The 18,451-nt window shown below is 30.8% G+C and carries 18 protein-coding genes; all 18 read right to left on the bottom strand.

Features of this window, described 5'->3' with window-relative positions; all coding sequences use genetic code 11:
• Positions 1-75 precede the first annotated feature (75 nt).
• Complete coding sequence (locus CA_RS09405) at positions 76-2,373, bottom strand: DNA translocase FtsK (protein WP_010965118.1); 2,298 nt, start codon at positions 2,371-2,373, stop codon at positions 76-78.
• Positions 2,374-2,386: 13 nt separating this feature from the next.
• Positions 2,387-3,067, bottom strand: coding sequence for a ClpP family protease (locus CA_RS09400; RefSeq protein ID WP_010965117.1), 681 nt, complete (start codon positions 3,065-3,067; stop codon positions 2,387-2,389).
• A 62-nt stretch (positions 3,068-3,129) separates the two neighbouring features.
• Entirely contained in the window at positions 3,130-4,329 is a 1,200-nt protein-coding gene (dapG, locus tag CA_RS09395) for an aspartate kinase (protein ID WP_010965116.1), read from the bottom strand.
• Positions 4,330-4,343: 14 nt separating this feature from the next.
• Positions 4,344-4,619 (bottom strand): YlmC/YmxH family sporulation protein, encoded by a 276-nt coding sequence (locus CA_RS09390; protein ID WP_010965115.1) that lies wholly within the window; start codon positions 4,617-4,619, stop codon positions 4,344-4,346.
• A 122-nt stretch (positions 4,620-4,741) separates the two neighbouring features.
• The gene (gene pnp, locus CA_RS09385) at positions 4,742-6,853 is read right to left on the bottom strand and encodes a polyribonucleotide nucleotidyltransferase (RefSeq protein WP_010965114.1); all 2,112 of its coding nucleotides are present in this window, start codon (positions 6,851-6,853) and stop codon (positions 4,742-4,744) included.
• A 255-nt stretch (positions 6,854-7,108) separates the two neighbouring features.
• Positions 7,109-7,372, bottom strand: coding sequence for a 30S ribosomal protein S15 (gene rpsO, locus CA_RS09380; RefSeq protein ID WP_010965113.1), 264 nt, complete (start codon positions 7,370-7,372; stop codon positions 7,109-7,111).
• Between the two features lie 130 nt (positions 7,373-7,502).
• Positions 7,503-8,414, bottom strand: coding sequence for a bifunctional riboflavin kinase/FAD synthetase (locus CA_RS09375; protein ID WP_010965112.1), 912 nt, complete (start codon positions 8,412-8,414; stop codon positions 7,503-7,505).
• Positions 8,415-8,425: 11 nt separating this feature from the next.
• Positions 8,426-9,295, bottom strand: coding sequence for a tRNA pseudouridine(55) synthase TruB (truB, locus tag CA_RS09370; protein WP_010965111.1), 870 nt, complete (start codon positions 9,293-9,295; stop codon positions 8,426-8,428).
• Between the two features lie 2 nt (positions 9,296-9,297).
• Positions 9,298-10,263: a DHH family phosphoesterase gene (locus tag CA_RS09365; protein ID WP_010965110.1), complete on the bottom strand. Its 966-nt coding sequence runs from the start codon at positions 10,261-10,263 to the stop codon at positions 9,298-9,300.
• A complete protein-coding gene (gene rbfA, locus CA_RS09360; RefSeq protein ID WP_010965109.1) occupies positions 10,250-10,615 on the bottom strand; it encodes a 30S ribosome-binding factor RbfA in 366 nt (121 codons plus the stop codon). The genes CA_RS09365 and rbfA overlap by 14 nt, the downstream gene beginning before the upstream one ends.
• 35 nt (positions 10,616-10,650) lie before the next feature.
• The gene (gene infB, locus CA_RS09355) at positions 10,651-12,732 is read right to left on the bottom strand and encodes a translation initiation factor IF-2 (RefSeq protein WP_010965108.1); all 2,082 of its coding nucleotides are present in this window, start codon (positions 12,730-12,732) and stop codon (positions 10,651-10,653) included.
• A gap of 15 nt (positions 12,733-12,747) precedes the next feature.
• Positions 12,748-13,056, bottom strand: coding sequence for a 50S ribosomal protein L7ae-like protein (locus tag CA_RS09350; protein ID WP_010965107.1), 309 nt, complete (start codon positions 13,054-13,056; stop codon positions 12,748-12,750).
• Positions 13,049-13,315, bottom strand: coding sequence for an RNase P modulator RnpM (gene rnpM, locus CA_RS09345; protein ID WP_010965106.1), 267 nt, complete (start codon positions 13,313-13,315; stop codon positions 13,049-13,051). The genes CA_RS09350 and rnpM overlap by 8 nt, the downstream gene beginning before the upstream one ends.
• Positions 13,316-13,355: 40 nt before the next feature.
• Positions 13,356-14,417 (bottom strand): transcription termination factor NusA, encoded by a 1,062-nt coding sequence (gene nusA / locus CA_RS09340; protein WP_010965105.1) that lies wholly within the window; start codon positions 14,415-14,417, stop codon positions 13,356-13,358.
• Positions 14,418-14,430: 13 nt separating this feature from the next.
• Positions 14,431-14,880, bottom strand: a complete 450-nt coding sequence (gene rimP / locus CA_RS09335; protein ID WP_010965104.1) for a ribosome maturation factor RimP — start codon at positions 14,878-14,880, stop codon at positions 14,431-14,433.
• A gap of 300 nt (positions 14,881-15,180) precedes the next feature.
• Entirely contained in the window at positions 15,181-16,230 is a 1,050-nt protein-coding gene (gene ispG, locus CA_RS09330; protein ID WP_010965103.1) for a flavodoxin-dependent (E)-4-hydroxy-3-methylbut-2-enyl-diphosphate synthase, read from the bottom strand.
• Positions 16,231-16,251: 21 nt separating this feature from the next.
• Complete coding sequence (gene rseP, locus CA_RS09325; protein ID WP_010965102.1) at positions 16,252-17,271, bottom strand: RIP metalloprotease RseP; 1,020 nt, start codon at positions 17,269-17,271, stop codon at positions 16,252-16,254.
• 11 nt (positions 17,272-17,282) lie between these two features.
• Positions 17,283-18,440: a 1-deoxy-D-xylulose-5-phosphate reductoisomerase gene (gene dxr / locus CA_RS09320; RefSeq protein ID WP_010965101.1), complete on the bottom strand. Its 1,158-nt coding sequence runs from the start codon at positions 18,438-18,440 to the stop codon at positions 17,283-17,285.
• Positions 18,441-18,451: the final 11 nt, after the last annotated feature.

Genomic DNA, 18,451 nt, shown 5'->3' with positions numbered 1-18,451 from the left:
CACGTTAAATACAAATTATATTTTATTACTTTACAAACAATTTAACAAGGATTTTTAAATTATTTAATGTAAATTTTATAAATCATCCTTGTCTACCAAAATATTTCTAGGTTTGGTTCCATCTTTTGCAGATATATAACCTTTTTCCTCTAATTGATCCATTATTCTTGCAGCTCTATTGTACCCAATTCTAAGTTTTCTCTGTATAAGTGATGTTGATGCTTGTTTTGTTTCTATAATTATTTTTAATGCTTCTTCTAAAAGTTCATCCTCATCGCCCTCAGATTTTGAAACATTACTATTAATTTGCTCTATTATCTCTTCTTTATATTGAGTTTCAGTACTTTCATTCCTTATGAAACCAACAACTCTTTCAACCTCTTCCTCATTTATAAAGGCTCCCTGTATTCTAATTGGCTTAGATTCTCCAACTGGATTGAAAAGCATATCTCCTTTTCCTAAAAGCTTTTCTGCACCTGAAGTATCCAAAATAGTACGCGAATCTATTTGACTAGATACTGCAAAAGAAATTCTAGATGGAATGTTAGCCTTTATAACCCCTGTTATTACGTCAACAGATGGTCTTTGAGTAGCTATTACAAGGTGCATACCAGCTGCTCTAGCCATTTGAGCTAGTCTTCCTATATAGTCTTCAACATCATTTGGACAAACCATCATTAAATCTGCCAACTCATCAATTATTATAACAATCCATGGCAGTTTACTTTCAACCTTATTTTTAGTATATAAATCGTTGTATCCTTCTATATTTCTAACATTGTTTTCAGCAAACAGTTTATATCTTTTAGTCATTTCATTTACTGCCCAATTTAATGCACCTGCTGCTTTTTTAGGATTAGTTACAACTGGAATTAGAAGATGAGGAATACCATTGTAAACACTCAATTCAACTACCTTAGGATCTATCATAAGAAGCTTTACATCTGTTGGAGCACATTTGTAAAGTAAGCTTATTATAAGAGTATTTATACATACACTTTTTCCTGAACCAGTTGCACCAGCTATTAAAAGATGCGGCATTTTTGTTAAATCAGTAACAACACAATTTCCACCTATATCTTTACCTAATGCAAAAGCTAAATTTGACTTTGAGTTTGAGAAAGTTTCTGATTGTATTACTTCACTTAAAAAAACAGCAGTTAAATCTTTATTTGGAACTTCAATACCTATAGCAGATTTTCCTGGTATTGGAGCTTCAATTCTAACTCCTGAAGCAGCTAAATTTAATGCTATATCATCTGAGAGGTTAATTATTTTACTAACCTTAACTCCAGCGCTAGGTTGAAGCTCGTATCTTGTTACAGAAGGACCTTTTGAAACTTGTATAACTTTTGCATCTACACCAAAACTATTTAAGGTTTCAGTAAGTTTTTCTGCACTAGATAATAATTCCTTTTTGTCGCTCTTCTTTAGTTTAGAAGTCTCGTTCACATTCAATAAACTAATTGGAGGAAACTCATAGGTTATATCAGAATTATTGGAGGAGGTTTGTCCTATAGCATCTTCAAGTTCAGCACCTATTACTTTACTTTCATTCTCATTTTTTTCTGCAGAATCATACACCGCAATTTCCTCTAATGCTTGTCCCTTATTACTATCTACATTTCCCTCATTTTTCATAAAATCAACAATTTTTATCTTACTACTAATCTTTTTGGCTAAAGTTTCATCCTTATCTTTATTATCATTTTCATAATCCATAGTTTTAGTTTCATCTACAGAAGGCTTAGTTTTCTTTAAAGGTTTCTTTTTAAGATTTTCTCTTATAATTTCTCCTGCCGATTTTTCAGAAACCAAAAGAAAAGATATAATGTATAGAGTTATAAATAACACAAAGTATCCTTTACCAAAGAGTTTATATATTGGAACATCAAGAATATAAGAAATTACCCCTCCATGAAATGTATCAGATGATTCATATATTTTCTTTATTCCGTCTAAAATATTACCATTATAGTACAAGGATAATTTCTGCATTTGTATAAGCATAAGGGTGTTTATAATAATTATATTAACTCCGTAAAATCTTTTACTAAAAGTTATTTTTCCTTTTTTTATCAAATAACAAACACCTATAAACATCAATAATATAGGAAATATATATGCACCTATGCCTACAAGTGTAAATAAAAGTTTCTTCATACCATTACCAATGATTCCTGTAAAACTGGTAAAAAACATACTTACTGCGGCAAATGCTCCAAAGGCAAAAATCGATATACCTGCTATGTCACTGTTTAAAGTAGTTTCAGAAATTTTATCTTGCTTATTTTTTTTATATTGTTTATTCCTTGGCAAATATATCACCTCTAATATAATATGTACGTTATTATTAATTTTTATAGTAACCATAGGGATAACTCACCTATGGTGTACTGTCTTCTATAAGTTCCTTAAGTTTGCTTAAAGCTTCTTTTATTCCTCCAACACTGTCAATCAAACCATACTTTACTGCTTGTTTTCCTATTAGAATTGTTCCCATATCATTTAAAAGTTCATCCGTTTTTAGCATAAGCTCTGTTAAGGTTTCTTTTTTTATTTTGGAAGTTCTAACTATGAATTCAGATATTCTTTCCTGCATTTTATTAAAGTACTGAAAAGTTTGAGGTACACCTATAATAAGACCATTCATTCTTATTGGATGTATTATCATAGTAGCTGTTGGTGAAATAAAGGAGTAATTTGATGAGGTGGCGAGAGGAACTCCAATTGAATGTCCTCCTCCGATAACAAGAGATACTGTTGGTTTGCTTAAACTTCTTATCATTTCAGCTATAGCAAGACCAGCCTCAACATCTCCTCCAATTGTATTTAGTATTATAAGAACACCCTTTATTTCTGGGTTATACTCTACATTCATAAGTCGAGGAATAATTTCTTCATATTTTGTTGTTTTTGTTTGAGAAGATAATATCCCATGTCCTTCGATTTGACCAATAATTTGTATAAATTCTAATTCACTTCCTGCTTCGGTGTTTGTAACGTTATCATTATTAACATTGTCATTAGTATTGTTGTTATTATTTGAAGTTTGCTCATCATTCATTTAAATCCCTCCTGCACTATAATTATTGTGTGCAGGTTTACATAAAGTATACTTACTACTTATTACTTATTATTTAAATTAAACTCTCTATGAAGCGCATTGATGGCTTTATTTCTAACATTGGACTTTACAAGACACCATATTGTTGTGTGTGAATCAGCAGTTTGAAGTACTTCTATGCCTTCTTTTGTAATAGCTTTTAAAATTTTTGCCATAACACCAGGCACACCACAAATTCTATTTCCAATAATAGCAATTTTACTACAATCATCTTCTAAATAATATTGCACTTTAGTTTTTATGAGTGTATCTTTAAGTTTATTTAAATCTTTTTTATCTATAGTAAATATATTTTCTTTAGGAAACACGTTTATCAAATCTATATTTATATTTCTTTCTCCTAATAAACTTAGAAATTCTGTTGATTTTATTTTAGAATCCTTAAATTTTGTTGTTACTTGAACTCGTCCACTTAGAGAAGTTATACCAGTTATAAGATTTTTATTTAAACTATCTCCTTCTCTATTTATTAGAGTGCCTTTGCAATCATTTAGAGTGTTTTTTATTATAAGTGGTATATTGCCATTCATTGCAACTTCAACAGCTCTTGGATGAATTACTTTTGCACCTTGTTCTGCAAACTCAAATACCTCGTTATAGCTTATAGTTTCTATTAAAGCTGCATCTTGTACAATTCTAGGATCTGCAGTCATGATTCCATCTACATCTGTATATATTTCTATCTTTTCTGCATTAACTGCGCATCCAATTAGAGAGGCAGTTACATCACTTCCACCTCGCCCTAAAGTTGTAAAAAAACCATTTTGGCTTTTCCCTTGAAATCCAGCTACAACAGGAACCTCATTATGACATAAAAGCTTTAAAAGATTTTCAGGATTTACTTTTTTAACAGAGGCATTACTATACTCATCATCTGTTATAATACCTGCCTGGCCACCTGTTACAGGAATTGCCGCTATTTTTGCTCTTTTAAGTTCATTACTCATTATTACAGTGCTTATAATTTCACCACAGCACATTAATAAATCTGAAGCCCGTTTATTTGTTTCCTTAAAATCATTGTCAATAAGAGATAAAAGAGTATCGGTAGCATAAGGTTCACCTGCTCTTCCCATTGCTGAGACAACAACAATAGGACTATAGCCTTCCTTAATAGCCGACGATACCTTTTGTACAACAAAAGATCTTCTTTCTGGCGTAGATACAGATGTTCCCCCAAATTTTTGTACTATGATTTTCATAATATTCCTCCAAATTATAAACGATTTTTTTTCATTACAGAATTGTCTACGTCCATAATTATGGTTCTGGCACCTATTTTCTTTATATATTGCCACTCAACTTCAAAAAATTCATTTTTACTAAACAAAGAAAAGCCTGTATTATTATTCCCAATTATCAAGGAAATCATTTTTCCACTATCATCAATAATTATATCATTATTAGAAACAGTAGCATACTTTTCTCCGTCATTTATATTAATAATTTCATACTTTTCAACTTCACTATAGTATTTAACATTATCATTCATAATCAACCCTCCATATTTAAAAAAGTATTATTAAAATAGTATGTTTTTATACATAAATTTATAACCTTCATTTAAATATGATAAAAATAAAAAGGCAATTAAGCCCTTCTATTGTTAGTTGATTATTTTTCTTTAGAATTATTTGATTCTTGTTGTTTTAATACATCTTTTCTTGATAAATTTACTCTTCCTTGATTATCTATATCAGTAACTTTAACTAGTATCTCATCGCCAACTGAAACTACATCTTCTACTTTATTTACTTTATTTATATCAAGTTTTGATATATGGACAAGACCTTCCTTACCTGGGAGCACTTCAACAAAAGCTCCGAAGTTAGTTATCTTGGTTACTTTTCCTAAATAAACTTCTCCTACTTTAACATCTTTTGTAAGATCATCAATCATCTTTAACGCCCTGTTAGCTGAATCTGCATCACTAGATAGAACAAATACAGTTCCATCTTCTCTAATGTCTATTTTAACACCAGTTTCCTCAATTATTTTATTGATTGTTTTTCCGCCAGTTCCTATAAGAGTTCTTATTTTATCTGTATCTATATTTATAGTATACGCTCTTGGTGCATATGTTGATAATTCTTTTCTAGGTTCATTTATGCATGCAACCATTTTTTCGAGTATAAATAATCTAGCTTTTCTAGCATCATTTATTGCAGTTTTTATACAGTACTTAGATAAACCATGTATTTTTGTATCAACTTGAATTGCTGTTATACCTTTCTCAGTACCTGCAACTTTAAAATCCATATCGCCAAAAAAGTCTTCTAAGCCTTGTATGTCTGTAATAACAGCTTCTTTTGAAAGATCTTCACTTGTTATAAGTCCCATAGCTATTCCGGCTGCTGGTCTCTTTATTGGTACACCTGCATCCATGAGTGCTAAAGTACTTCCACATACACTTGCTTGGGATGTTGAACCATTTGAACTTAAAACTTCTGACACAAGTCTTATTGTATACGGAAATTCTTCTTCAGATGGTATTAATGGCACTAGGGCTTTCTCAGCAAGAGCTCCATGACCTATCTCTCTTCTATTTGGTCCTCTTAATGGTTTAACTTCTCCTGTAGAATATGGTGGGAAGTTATAATGATGCATATATCGTTTAGATTCCTCTACTCCTAAACCATCTATAACTTGAGCATCGCCAATTGGTCCTAAAGTTGTAACCGTCATAACCTGTGTTAAACCTCTTGTAAATAAACCACTTCCATGGGTTCTAGGCAAAAGATCTACATCACAACTTATAGGTCTTATTTCATCAAATCTTCTTCCGTCAGGTCTTCTATGTTCTTTTAATAACATATTTCTAACGACCTTCTTTTGAAGTGTATATACAACTTCATCTATATCAGCACCATCATCAGGATACTTTTCTGCAAACTCATTTGATATTTTTTCTTTTATCTCTCTTAATCTTAAATTTCGTTCATCCCTATCCGTTATGTACATAATTTCCTTAATAGATTCAAAAGCAAATTCAGTAACGTCTTTTTCAATTTCTTCTTTAGGATGATATAATTCTGGGGTAACCTTTTCTTTTCCGAATTCTTTCATTGCTTTTTCTTGAAAAGCGACTATATCTTGACAAGCATTAAATCCAAAATCTATTGCAGCAATCATTAAATCCTCAGGAATTTCATCGGCACCAGCCTCTAACATCATTACTCTTTCATTTGTGGCACAAACAGTTAAATCAAGAGAACTTTTTTCTCTTTCCTCTAATGTAGGATTTAAAACAAATTTACCATCAATACACCCAACAGATACTGTAGCAACAGGTGTTGTAAATGGAATATCAGATAAACATAGAGCCATTGATGCACCGTTCATAGCAAGTATTTCTGGTAAGTTATCCTGCTCTACAGACATTACAGTACATACCACCTGAACATCATTTCTGTACCCTTTAGGAAACAATGGTCTTAAAGGTCTATCTATAGCTCTTGCATGTAAGATAGATTTTTCAGAAGGTCTACCTTCTCTTTTTACAAATCCCCCAGGTATTTTTCCTACTGAATATTGTCTTTCTTCGTATTCAATACTCAAAGGAAAGAAATCAATACCTTCTCTTGGCTTTTCTGAGGCATTGACATTAACCATTACAACAGTATCGCCGTAACTTATGAACATAGCACAGTTTGAAAGCATACCAGTTTTGCCACATTCAACTTTAAGTTTTCTTCCGGCAATATCTGTTTCTAAAAAATGTAACATATAATTTACCTCCCTATATGAATTTACGTTAATAGTATAAAAAGTTTTTTTTGATTTATGTATATAGTTAAAAATATAGAGTTTAATTTTAAACATTTAATAGGAACTCAAATATAAACTTAGCTTATAGATATATCAGAAGAAAAACTATTTAAAACTTTCTGGTACATCTATAAACTAATATTTAAATTCATTTCCTATAATTTGTGTTCTAAAATAATAGAGCGGTATTAACCGCTCCATCTTTCACTGCTTTTACTTTCTTAAACCTAATTTTTTTATAATGTCACGATATCTTTCAATATCAACAGATTCAAGATAGTTTAAAAGACTTCTTCTTTTACCAATCATCATAAAAAGACCTCTTCTTGAGTGATGATCCTTTTTATGTTCTTTTAAATGACTAGTTAAATGATTAATTCTTTCAGATAATAAAGCAATCTGAACCTCAGGAGAACCTGTATCTCCTTCCTTTCTGCTGTATGTTGCAATTAACTCTTGTTTTTTTGCTTTATCCAATGTAAAACACCTCCAAAATATTATCCCCCTATTCCAAGAATATCGTCGGAGTCTCGATAGTCTTAGCATAAGGTTCCTTATAATAGTATAACAAAGTTTTTTTCAAATGTAAATTACTATTTATCTAATATTATTGCTTATATGCAAATTTTTTATCTTTTTCCAACTGAACCTTCAATTGTTCTATACTTTCAAACTTGATTTGGTCGCGTATTTTTTTTACAAAATTCACTCGAATTTCTTCATCATATATATTTTGATTAAAATCTAAGATATAAGTTTCAATAGTAAGTTTATCACCATTTACAGTTGGATTAGTGCCAACGTTCGTTATTCCCTTATAGGTAATTTTATTATACTCAACTGTAGTATAGTACACTCCTATTTTAGGAAGTATAAATTTATTATCATAACTTAAATTTGCAGTTGGAAATCCTATTTGTCTGCCAATTTCTCTTCCATGAATAACTTTGGCTTTAATTGAAAAAGGTCTCAAAAGCATTTGATTTGCTTCTTCTATATTTCCATCGGATATACAGTTTCTTATACGAGTGCTGCTAACCATGTCATTTTTAAAAGACACTGGAGGCAAGACATAAAGTTCAAAACCATATTTTTCACTTAAAGTTTTTAATAAATGTATATCTCCTGAATTCTTATACCCAAATCGATGATTAAATCCGGTTATTATACCGTCTATATTATAATGATTTATCATATTTAATATAAAGTCTTCTGGCATCATTTTCATTATTTCTTCATTAAAATCAAAAAAATTTAAAATGTCTAAACCAATGGACTTTAATATTTCTATTTTGGTTTCATTATCCATTAATATTTTAGGAACAATAGATTTATTTATAACATTAAGAGGATGTTCTTTAAATGTGCTAAGCATACTCATAGTATTATTTTTTTTACTAAGAGATATTGCTTTTTTTATTAAACTTAAATGTCCCATATGAATGCCATCAAAACTTCCTATTGTAACATAAGTTCTACAGTTAAGTTTAATCTTAAAACTATCATTTAAAACTTCCATATAAATTTCTCCTAGGTTAATAATTTAATTATTTTAAATCCTTCTTCACTTAAATTTCCAAGACCTAAAAACTTTCTTTCCATATTATAGACTCTATAAGTTTTGTTATCAGGAATTTTTTCAATTAATCTTCTGTCTGATACTTTTACGCCATTTACCAATAATTTTTCGAATTTTTCATCTACTGCTATTTCATCGTAATTTTCCAGGCATTTATCAACATTAATTATATTTTCCGTAATATTTTGCTCATTAAGATCTTCCAATGGAATGCTGAATGAAGAATTGAAATTTCCGGATGACACTCGCGTTAAATTGTACATTAATGCTCCACATCCTAGTTTGTTACCTATATCATAACATAAACTTCTTATGTACGTTCCTTTAGAGCACTCAACACGGAATTTAACAAAAGGAATATCTATACTTAAAATCTTAATTGCATATATGTGTATTTTTCTAGAAGCTCTTTCTATTTCAATTCCCTGCCTGGCTAAATCATATAATTTGATACCATTAACCTTTAGTGCTGAGTACATTGGAGGGACTTGAAGAATTTCACCTTGAAAACTCATAATAGCTTCAACTATATTATTTTCACTTGAAGTAACTTGATTTACTTTTAAAATCTTACCTTCTCTATCATAAGTATCACTTATTTCACCGAGCTTCATTTCTGCGTCGTATATTTTCTTACCTTCCATTACAAAATCCACAATTTTAGTAGCTTTTCCAATGCAAATAGGCAAAACACCTGATGCCAATGGATCAAGTGTCCCTGTATGCCCTACTTTTTTTTCTTTGGAGATTTTTTTTACTTGTCTTACTACATCAAAGGATGTTAGTCCTATTGGCTTAAATATGTTTAAAATTCCATCCATATTTAAAGCTCACCTTGTATTTCAGAAAGAATCATCTTTTCTGCGTCTAAAATATTTGAATTTATTGATAAACCGGCTGCTCGTATATGTCCACCGCCACCAAATTTCTCTGCAATTTTTCTAACATCAACATAGGATTTTGATCTTAAGCTAACCTTTATACAATCATCTTTTTCCTTTAAAAGCATACATACCTCTGCTGTATTCACCTTAAGTCCTAGTGATACTAAATCTCCAGTATCTACATCCTCTGCATTTGCCTTTTCTATAAAATCATGAGTTACTTTCATCACACATAGCTTATTGTTAAAAGTTAAATACATATCATTTAATACAAGAGCTTGAAGCTTTAAAGCTTCAAATTTCTTGTTATCAAATATTTTTCTATGTATTTCACTAAAATCCAGACCAGTACTAATTAAATTTCCAGCTACCACATGTGTATTAAGTGTTGTATTTGAAAATCTAAAGGATCCTGTGTCAGTTAATATTGATGTATATAGACATGCAGCGATAGTTCTATCTATTGATATGTTCATTTTTGATAATAAATCATACACAATTTCTCCAACAGATGCTGCTTTTGTATTTATATAATTTAAATCTCCAAAAGAATCATTTGTAACATGATGGTCTATATTAATAACAGTGTATTTTTTATCTTCACTTATCATATCAGAAGTATCAAAATTTAATCTTTCGATATTTCCACAATCTAAAGTTATAAGTAAATCTGTATTATCTTCTACCTCAAAGTGATTTCCATCGATTTCTCTAGCAAAATTCAAAAATTCAAAGGATTCAGGAACGACTTCTTTGCTTAAAATATAGGTTTCCTTACCAATACTTCTTAGCCCATTCAAAAGGCCCAAGCTAGAACCTATGGAATCGCCATCAGGTGATATATGAAAACTTATAGCAATTTTATTACTGCTTTTAATTTTATTAATTATATCATCTATTATCATTTTTGTCGGACCCCTTAATTTTTTCTAAAATAGCATCAATATGCATTCCTTTTTCTATTGAAGTATCAAGTTCTATTATAACTTCAGGTGTATACCTAAGCTTAACAGCATAACCAAGTTCTTTTCTTATAAAGGATTCGCTTTTTTTTAGTATATCCATGGTTTCTTTTTTCTTAGCTTCATCACCAAGTATACTTACATAAGCCTTTGCATATCTCAAATCCTTAGTTACATCAACCTTTATTACACTAATCATAGATGTAAGACGAGGATCTCTTATATCATTTTGAATTATACTACTTATAGCTTTTTTTACTTCTTCATTAATTCTTCCTGCTCTATACTTAGCCATAGAATATCTCTCCTTTATAGGCAGATTATTTTCTTTTAGCCCTCTTGTTTAACTTTTACCATTTGGAATGCCTCTATGACATCTCCTTCTTTTATATCATTAAATTTATCTATAGTTAAACCACATTCAAATCCACGAGCTACTTCCTTAGCATCATCCTTAAATCTCTTAAGTGAAGCCAATTCTCCTTCAAGTATTACAATACCATCTCTTATTACTCTAATACTGCTACTTCTAGTTATTTTTCCAGAAGTTACATAGCATCCTGCAACAGTACCAATGCTTGATATTTTGTATATATGCCTAACTTCAGCGTTTCCTATAACTTCTTCCTTATATTCAGGATCAAGCATACCAATCATAGCTGATTTTATGTCGTCAATTGCAGTATAAATTACTCTATAAGTTTTTATATCTACCTTTTCTTTTTCAGCCAAAGCTGATGCATTATTATCAGGTCTTACATTAAATCCTATTATTATGGCATTAGAGGCACTGGCTAAAATAACATCTGTCTCTGTAATTGCACCAACAGCACCATGAATAACTCTTACCTTTACTGCATCAGTAGAAAGTTTTTCAAAAGACTGTTTTACAGCTTCTACAGATCCTTGAACATCTGCCTTTACTATTATGCCCAATTCTTTAACTTTTCCCTCTTGTATTTGACTGTATAAATCTTCAAGAGAAACTTTATGTTTTGAGGCTAAATTTGCACTTCTTAATTTTTCAACTCTAATTTTAGCCATGTTTCTTGCTGTCTTCTCATCTTTTACAACGTTAAATTTATCACCAGCTTCAGGAACATCAGAAAGACCTAAAATCTCAACCGGGACAGATGGACCAGCGGATTTGATTTTTTTACCTTTATCATCAAACATAGCTCTTATTCTTCCATAAGTTGATCCTACTATTATAGAATTTCCAACCTTTAAAGTACCATTTTGAACTATTAAAGATGCAACAGGGCCTCTTCCTTTGTCAAGTTTTCCTTCTATTACTGTTCCTCTTGCATGTCTTTTAGGATCCGCTTTTAAATCCATAACATCAGCAGTTAATATAGTCATCTCAATTAAGCTATCTAAACCCTGCTTTGTTTTAGCTGAAACAGGAACACATATAGTATCTCCGCCCCAGTCTTCAGGAATCAAACCATGTTCTGTAAGCTCTTGCTTAACTCTATCTATGTTTGCACCAGGTTTATCAATTTTGTTTATAGCTACAACTATTGGTACATTAGCAGCTTTACAGTGATTTATTGCTTCTTTAGTTTGAGGCATTATTCCGTCATCTGCTGCAACAACTAATATTACAACATCTGTTATTTCAGCACCTCTTGCTCTCATTGCTGTAAAAGCTTCATGACCTGGAGTATCCAAAAATGTTACTTTTCCTTCGTTCATTTTTACAGTATAAGCTCCAATATGCTGTGTTATTCCGCCTGCTTCTGTTTCAGTTACACTTGATTTTCTTATAGCATCAAGGAGGGAGGTTTTACCATGATCAACATGACCCATTACAGTTACAACTGGAGGTCTTTTTATCCAAGTGCCCTCATCCTCATCTTCTTCAAACTCATTCTCGAACTCACTTTTAAGTTCCTTTTTATCAGCTTCTTCTGCTTTTTGTATAACATCCACCTTAAATTTAGCAGCAACTTTAGATGATGTTTCAAAATCGATTTCCTGATTTATTGCAGCCATTACACCCATAAACATAAGCTCTTTAATTACTTCTGTTATTGGTTTTTTCAATTTATCAGCTAAATCTTTTACTGTTATTGTATTTTCAATTTCAATTACATCATCGAATTCTTGCTCTTCTTCTTCATCCTCATCGGTATTTTCCTTATCTTTATCCTTTTGCTTAACTTTTTTGTTTTTTCTAACCTTTATACTGTCAGAAATCATATCTTCGTATTCTTCTACAAGATCTGATTTTTTATCCTCATCATTACTTTCAGATAACATTTCCTTTATAAGTTCTGCATCCTCTTCATCTATAACACTCATATGATTTTTAACAACTATACCAAATTCATCATGAAGTATGTTAATAAGTTCCTTACTTGATCTACCTAATTCTTTTGACAATTCATAAATTCTTACTTTTGGCACATTATACACCCCCATTTAATTATTTTCAGTTAATAGACTTTTTAACTTTTCGCTAATCTTCTTATCAACAATACACACTACTTTTATACTATCACTACCAAGTATATTTCCGAGCTCACTGCTTGAAAATGCATTTATAATGTCTATATTGTGCTTCGAAGAATAATTTTCAAACTTTTTTTTGCTATTTTCTGAAATATCAGTTGAAAGTATTATAAGATCTGCCTTTCTTTTTAAAAGGAGTTCTTCACATTTATTATAACCTTCAACTAACTTACCTGCCTTTTTAGCTATACCTAAAAATTGAAGAAATTTGTTATTCATCTGTAACCTCATTTCTTAATTTATTATAAAGCTCTTCATCAATTTTAATTTCCAGATTCTTTTCAAGCCTTTTTTGTTTAACTGCTTTTTCAAGGCATTCGATACTCTTACATATGTAAGCTCCTCTTCCAGGTTTCTTTCCTGTAGTATCTACTGATATTTCTCCCTCTTTGTTTTTCACAATTCTTATAAGCTCTTTTTTTGGTTTCATTTCCATGCATCCTGTGCACATTCTTTGAGGTATTTTTCTTTTTTTCAATACAATACACCGTCCTTTACCAAAAATATAGCATTATAAATTATTCATGTACTTCGCTGTCATATTGAGATTTACTCTTTATATCTATTTTCCATTCTGTAAGTTTTGCTGCAAGCCTTACATTTTGGCCTTCTTTTCCTATAGCAAGAGATAGTTGATTATCTTCTACTATTGCCCTTGCTGATTTTGTATCTTCATCAATATATACGTCTAATACTTTTGCAGGACTAAGTGAATTTGATATAAATTCTTCTGGAAGCTTACTCCATTTTATTATATCTATTTTTTCATTTTTAAGTTCATTTACTATATTTTGAACTCTCATTCCTTTTGGACCTACACAAGCTCCCATAGCATCTACATTTTCATCATGGGAATAAACAGCTATTTTAGTTCTTGATCCTGCTTCTCTTGAGATACCCTTTATTTCCACTATTCCATTGTAAATCTCGGGTACTTCTAATTCAAATAATCTTTTAACTAGACCCGGATGAGTTCTTGAAATAACCACCTGTGCTCCTTTTGTAGTGTTCTTAACCTCAACAATATATAATTTTATTTTAGAATTATATATGTAATCTTCTCCTGGTATTTGCTCAGATGGACCTAAGATTGCTTCTATTCTTCCCAAATCAATTAAAATGTTTCCTTTATCCTTTCTAAGTACAGTTCCTGTTATTATATCAAATTCTTTTTCTGAAAATTCATCATATAATAGACTTCTTTCAGCCTCTTTTATTCGTTGAATAACAACTTGTTTGGCTGCTTGCGCTGCAACTCTTCCGAAACTCTTAGGAGTTATTTCTATATCAACTATATCATCCAATTGATATTTAGGGTCTATACTTTTAGCATCATCAAGAGAAATTTCACATATACTATCCTCTATTTCTTGAACTACCTTTTTTTGTGAATAAACATGTATTTCTCCATTTTCTCTATTCATACTCACTCTAACATTATGGACATTTTCTGTGAGTTTAGCGTAATTTTTCTTATATGCTGCGACTAATGCATCTTCAATGGTTGAAAAAAGGAGCTCCTCGCTTATTCCTTTTTCCTCCACAATTTCTTTAAGTGCCTGGATGAATTCCTGATTCATTGTATTAACCTCCTTAAAATTCCCCACTCAAACAAATTTTTTTAATTTTTTTTCTAGGGATCTTAAATTCCCTATTATCTGAGACAACTATTACTATATCTTCTTCATTAACATCAATTAGTTTACCTGAATAATTTGTTGACTTTTCAAGACTGCTTTTCAACTTAATATCTACAGTATTTCCGATATATTTTTTTAAATGTTCTTCTGTAAATAAAGTTCTATATATTCCAGGTGATGATACTTCAAGATAATAACTGTACGGAATAGGATCTTTTTCATCCAACAGATCACTTATAGCCCTACTAACTTTTTCGCAATCATCAAGGGATATGCCATTTTCTTTATCTATGTATACTCTTAAATATCTTTCACCGTCTTCTTTAACAATTTCAATATGATAAAATTCATAACCTAAACTTTCAACAACAGGTCTTATAATTTCGATTAATTTATCTATCATTTAAATCCCCTCCTAACAATATATATTTTGCTACTTAAAGTTTTTTAATTCTTAAAATAAAAAATACAAAATGAAAGAGCGGGCAACTACCCACTCTCTTGGCACAAATCTATCAGTAAACTTCAACATCTCGTATTATTGTAACATATTGAAATTTATATTTCAAGGATAAATTAACATATACACTTTTAGTATCAACAATTAGCTATATATACCATATAAATCAATTTAATTCGCTATTATATGGATATCATGAGTTTGTACACAGTGTTTATTTGTATATTATCAAAAAATATAAAGCTACATATTGTCTATCTCCCTCATAAGTTCATCAACTAGATTTTCTTCCTTAACTTTTTTTATTATTTCTCCTTTTTTAAATATGAGACCTTCTCCTTTTCCTCCTGCAATACCTATATCAGCTTCTCTTGCTTCTCCAGGACCATTTACAACACAACCCATAACCGCTACCTTAATGCTTTTATTAGTCTTTTCTAATCTTTTCTCAACTTCATTTGCAATTTTTATAAGATCTATAGAAGTTCTTCCACAAGTAGGACAAGAAATAAATTCCACTCCGCTTTTAAGATATCCAAAAGTTTTTAAAATTTCTCTACCAACCTTAACTTCTTCTACAGGATCTCCTGTAAGAGATACTCTTATAGTATCACCTATACCTTCACTTAAAAGAGTTCCTATACCTATGGAGGATTTTATAGTTCCTCGCCATATAGTACCTGCTTCTGTGACACCAAGATGGAGTGGATAGTTTACTTCTTTTGAAATTAATCTGTAGCTATCTATCATCATTTGAACATTAGAAGATTTTATAGATATTACTATGTCATTAAAATTTACATCTTCTAATATTTTTACATGATTTAGGGCACTTTCAACTAAAGCTTCACTGCAAACTCTTTTGTATTTGTTTAAAATGTCCTTTTCAAGAGAACCTGAATTTACTCCTATTCGTATGGGAATATTCTTTTCCTTTGCACTTTTTGCAACAAGCTCCACTCTTTCTTTACTTCCTATATTACCAGGGTTGATTCTTAAAGCTGAAACTCCATTTTTTATAGCTTCAAGTGCTAATCTGTAATCAAAATGTATATCCGCAACTACAGGTAGTTTAACATTTTTAGTTATTTCACTTAAGGAAGAAGCTGCATCAAAATCAGGAACCGCACATCTTACTATGTCGCAGCCGGCTATTTCCAATTTTTTAATTTGTTCTATAGTCTTTTTAGAATCTCTAGTATCAGTATTTGTCATTGATTGCACTGTTACCCTAGAATCTCCTCCTACATATACACTTCCAACTTTAACTTTTCTAGTCTCAATTCTCTGCATTTATCTATCATCCCTTCAAGATTAAAAATTAATAGGATACACTACATCTTTAATTGTAACTACAATCATTAATATCATAAGTAAAGCAAAGCCTATAGTGTTTACAAACCCTACTTTATCATCATCAACTTTCTTTCCTGTTATCATTTGGAATAAGAATAAGAATACAAAGCCTCCATCAAGAGCAGGGATAGGTAAAAGATTCATTACTCCAAGCTGTGCACTTATAAAAGCAATAAAATTAACAAGTCTTATGAATCCTGCATTTGCAGCTGCTCCAGTAACTTTAATTATGCTTACAGGACCAGATACATCTTTTGCTGATGCCTTTCCAGTAACCATCATTTTAAGACTTAAATATACTGTTTTAATCATAGTTACAGTTTCAGAAGTACCGTATTTAGCTCCTTCAATTATAGTTGGTTTATCTATAAACTTTGGGGAAATTCCAATAAGATACATCTTTTCTTTTTTACTATACTGAGGAACTAGCGTCACTTTTTTTATCGTTCCATTATTTTTTAACGCTAACTTAATGCCTTCACCCTTGTTAAGTGCCATATTAAAAGAAATATCTTCCCATGTATGTACTGAATAATTGTTTATCTTAACTATTGTGTCTCCAGCTTTTATACCAATTTTTTGTGCTGGGGAATTGGCACTTATTTTGCCTACTGTAGGTAACGCTATGCCTTCTGACATTCCGACTATACAAAAAAGAACCGCTGCTAAAATTAAATTCATAATAGGTCCTGCTATAACTATACTAAGTCTTCTCGCAGATGATTTATTATTAAAAGCACGTGGATCATCACTTTTACTCTCATCACCTAGCATTTTTACATAACCACCTATAGGTAAAGCTCTAATTGAATACTGTGTCTCCTTACCTTTTATACCTAAAAGCTTAGGTCCCATACCAATTGCAAATTCTTCAACTTTAACATCATTTAACTTAGCCAGTACAAAATGTCCTAACTCATGTATTAATATGAGTACACCAAAAGCTAATATAGCAATAACTATATTAAAAAAACTCAATATTATCACTCCTAAAATCCAATTTTGCCCTTTAAATATTTTGTAACTTCATTACTTTTATTTATTATAGTATTAGCAGTTAAGTTATTTACATTCTCAAAATGATTTAATGCATCTTCTATTATTTCTTGAATATTTGTAAATTTAATTTTATCCTTTAAAAATAAATCTACAGCATATTCGTTTGCACTATTTAAAATTGCTGGCATTATACCTCCAGCCATTCCAGCATCATAAGCTAGGCGTAAACACCTGAAGGTATCCATATCAGGCTTTTCGAAATGCAAGTCTGGAGTAGAGTAAAAATCAACAGGCTCAACAATCCTTTCCTTTCTTACTGGATAATTTAGTGCATATTGTATTGGAAGCCTCATATCTGTGGGTCCAAGCTGTGCTATAACGCTCCCATCTTTATACTGTACCATTGAATGAACTATACTTTGAGGATGAACTAACACCTGTATTTTTTCATAGTCAACATTGAATAGCCAGTGAGCTTCTATTACCTCAAGCCCTTTGTTCATAAGTGTTGCAGAATCAATTGTTATCTTTCTACCCATAGTCCACTTCGGATGATTTAAAGCGTCATTTAAAGTTACATTATTGAGTTCATCAAAACTCTTCCCTCTAAATGGTCCACCAGAAGCTGTTAAAAGTATTTTATTTATATCCTTATATTTGTTTCCTTGAAGACATTGAAATATAGCACCATGCTCTGAATCTACAGGAAGTATATTAACTCCATATTTCTTAGCTTCTTTTGTTACTAGTTCTCCAGCAACAACAAGGGTTTCTTTATTAGCAAGAGCTATATCTTTACCAGCTTTTATAGCTTCCAGTGTTGGAATAAGTCCTATCATGCCAACTATAGATGTAACTACAATATTACTATCTTTGTAGGAAGCGACCTCATTAAACGCTTCATATCCAACTTTTACAGATGTTTTTAGTTTTTTTTCACAGCAGTAATCAAGAACCTTGTTATAAGCTAATTTATCTACCATAACAACAAGCTCGGGTTTAAATTCATCTATTATCTCTATCATCTTTTTAAAATTACTATGTGCACTAACAGCTAATAATTTAAATGCTTCGCTGTCATTTCTTATTACATCAAGAGTTTGTGTCCCAATTGATCCAGTAGCTCCTAATATAGATATGTTTTTCATTATATCACTCC

The sequence above is a fragment of the Clostridium acetobutylicum ATCC 824 genome, assembly GCF_000008765.1.
GTDB lineage: Bacteria > Bacillota > Clostridia > Clostridiales > Clostridiaceae > Clostridium_S > Clostridium_S acetobutylicum.
The sequence above is the reverse complement of the archived record's forward strand: the minus strand, read 5'-3'. Positions and strand labels throughout refer to the sequence as shown.

What these genes read in the sequence shown, in the direction of transcription:
- CA_RS09405 (WP_010965118.1), bottom strand. Translation starts at nt 2,373, where the DNA reads ATGGTTACTATAAAAATTAATAATAACGTACATATTATATTAGAGGTG.
- CA_RS09400 (WP_010965117.1), bottom strand. Translation starts at nt 3,067, where the DNA reads ATGAATGATGAGCAAACTTCAAATAATAACAACAATACTAATGACAAT.
- dapG (WP_010965116.1), bottom strand. Translation starts at nt 4,329, where the DNA reads ATGAAAATCATAGTACAAAAATTTGGGGGAACATCTGTATCTACGCCA.
- CA_RS09390 (WP_010965115.1), bottom strand. Translation starts at nt 4,619, where the DNA reads ATGAATGATAATGTTAAATACTATAGTGAAGTTGAAAAGTATGAAATT.
- pnp (WP_010965114.1), bottom strand. Translation starts at nt 6,853, where the DNA reads ATGTTACATTTTTTAGAAACAGATATTGCCGGAAGAAAACTTAAAGTT.
- CA_RS09375 (WP_010965112.1), bottom strand. Translation starts at nt 8,414, where the DNA reads ATGGAAGTTTTAAATGATAGTTTTAAGATTAAACTTAACTGTAGAACT.
- truB (WP_010965111.1), bottom strand. Translation starts at nt 9,295, where the DNA reads ATGGATGGAATTTTAAACATATTTAAGCCAATAGGACTAACATCCTTT.
- CA_RS09365 (WP_010965110.1), bottom strand. Translation starts at nt 10,263, where the DNA reads ATGATAATAGATGATATAATTAATAAAATTAAAAGCAGTAATAAAATT.
- rbfA (WP_010965109.1), bottom strand. Translation starts at nt 10,615, where the DNA reads ATGGCTAAGTATAGAGCAGGAAGAATTAATGAAGAAGTAAAAAAAGCT.
- CA_RS09350 (WP_010965107.1), bottom strand. Translation starts at nt 13,056, where the DNA reads ATGAATAACAAATTTCTTCAATTTTTAGGTATAGCTAAAAAGGCAGGT.
- nusA (WP_010965105.1), bottom strand. Translation starts at nt 14,417, where the DNA reads ATGAATCAGGAATTCATCCAGGCACTTAAAGAAATTGTGGAGGAAAAA.
- rimP (WP_010965104.1), bottom strand. Translation starts at nt 14,880, where the DNA reads ATGATAGATAAATTAATCGAAATTATAAGACCTGTTGTTGAAAGTTTA.
- ispG (WP_010965103.1), bottom strand. Translation starts at nt 16,230, where the DNA reads ATGCAGAGAATTGAGACTAGAAAAGTTAAAGTTGGAAGTGTATATGTA.
- dxr (WP_010965101.1), bottom strand. Translation starts at nt 18,440, where the DNA reads ATGAAAAACATATCTATATTAGGAGCTACTGGATCAATTGGGACACAA.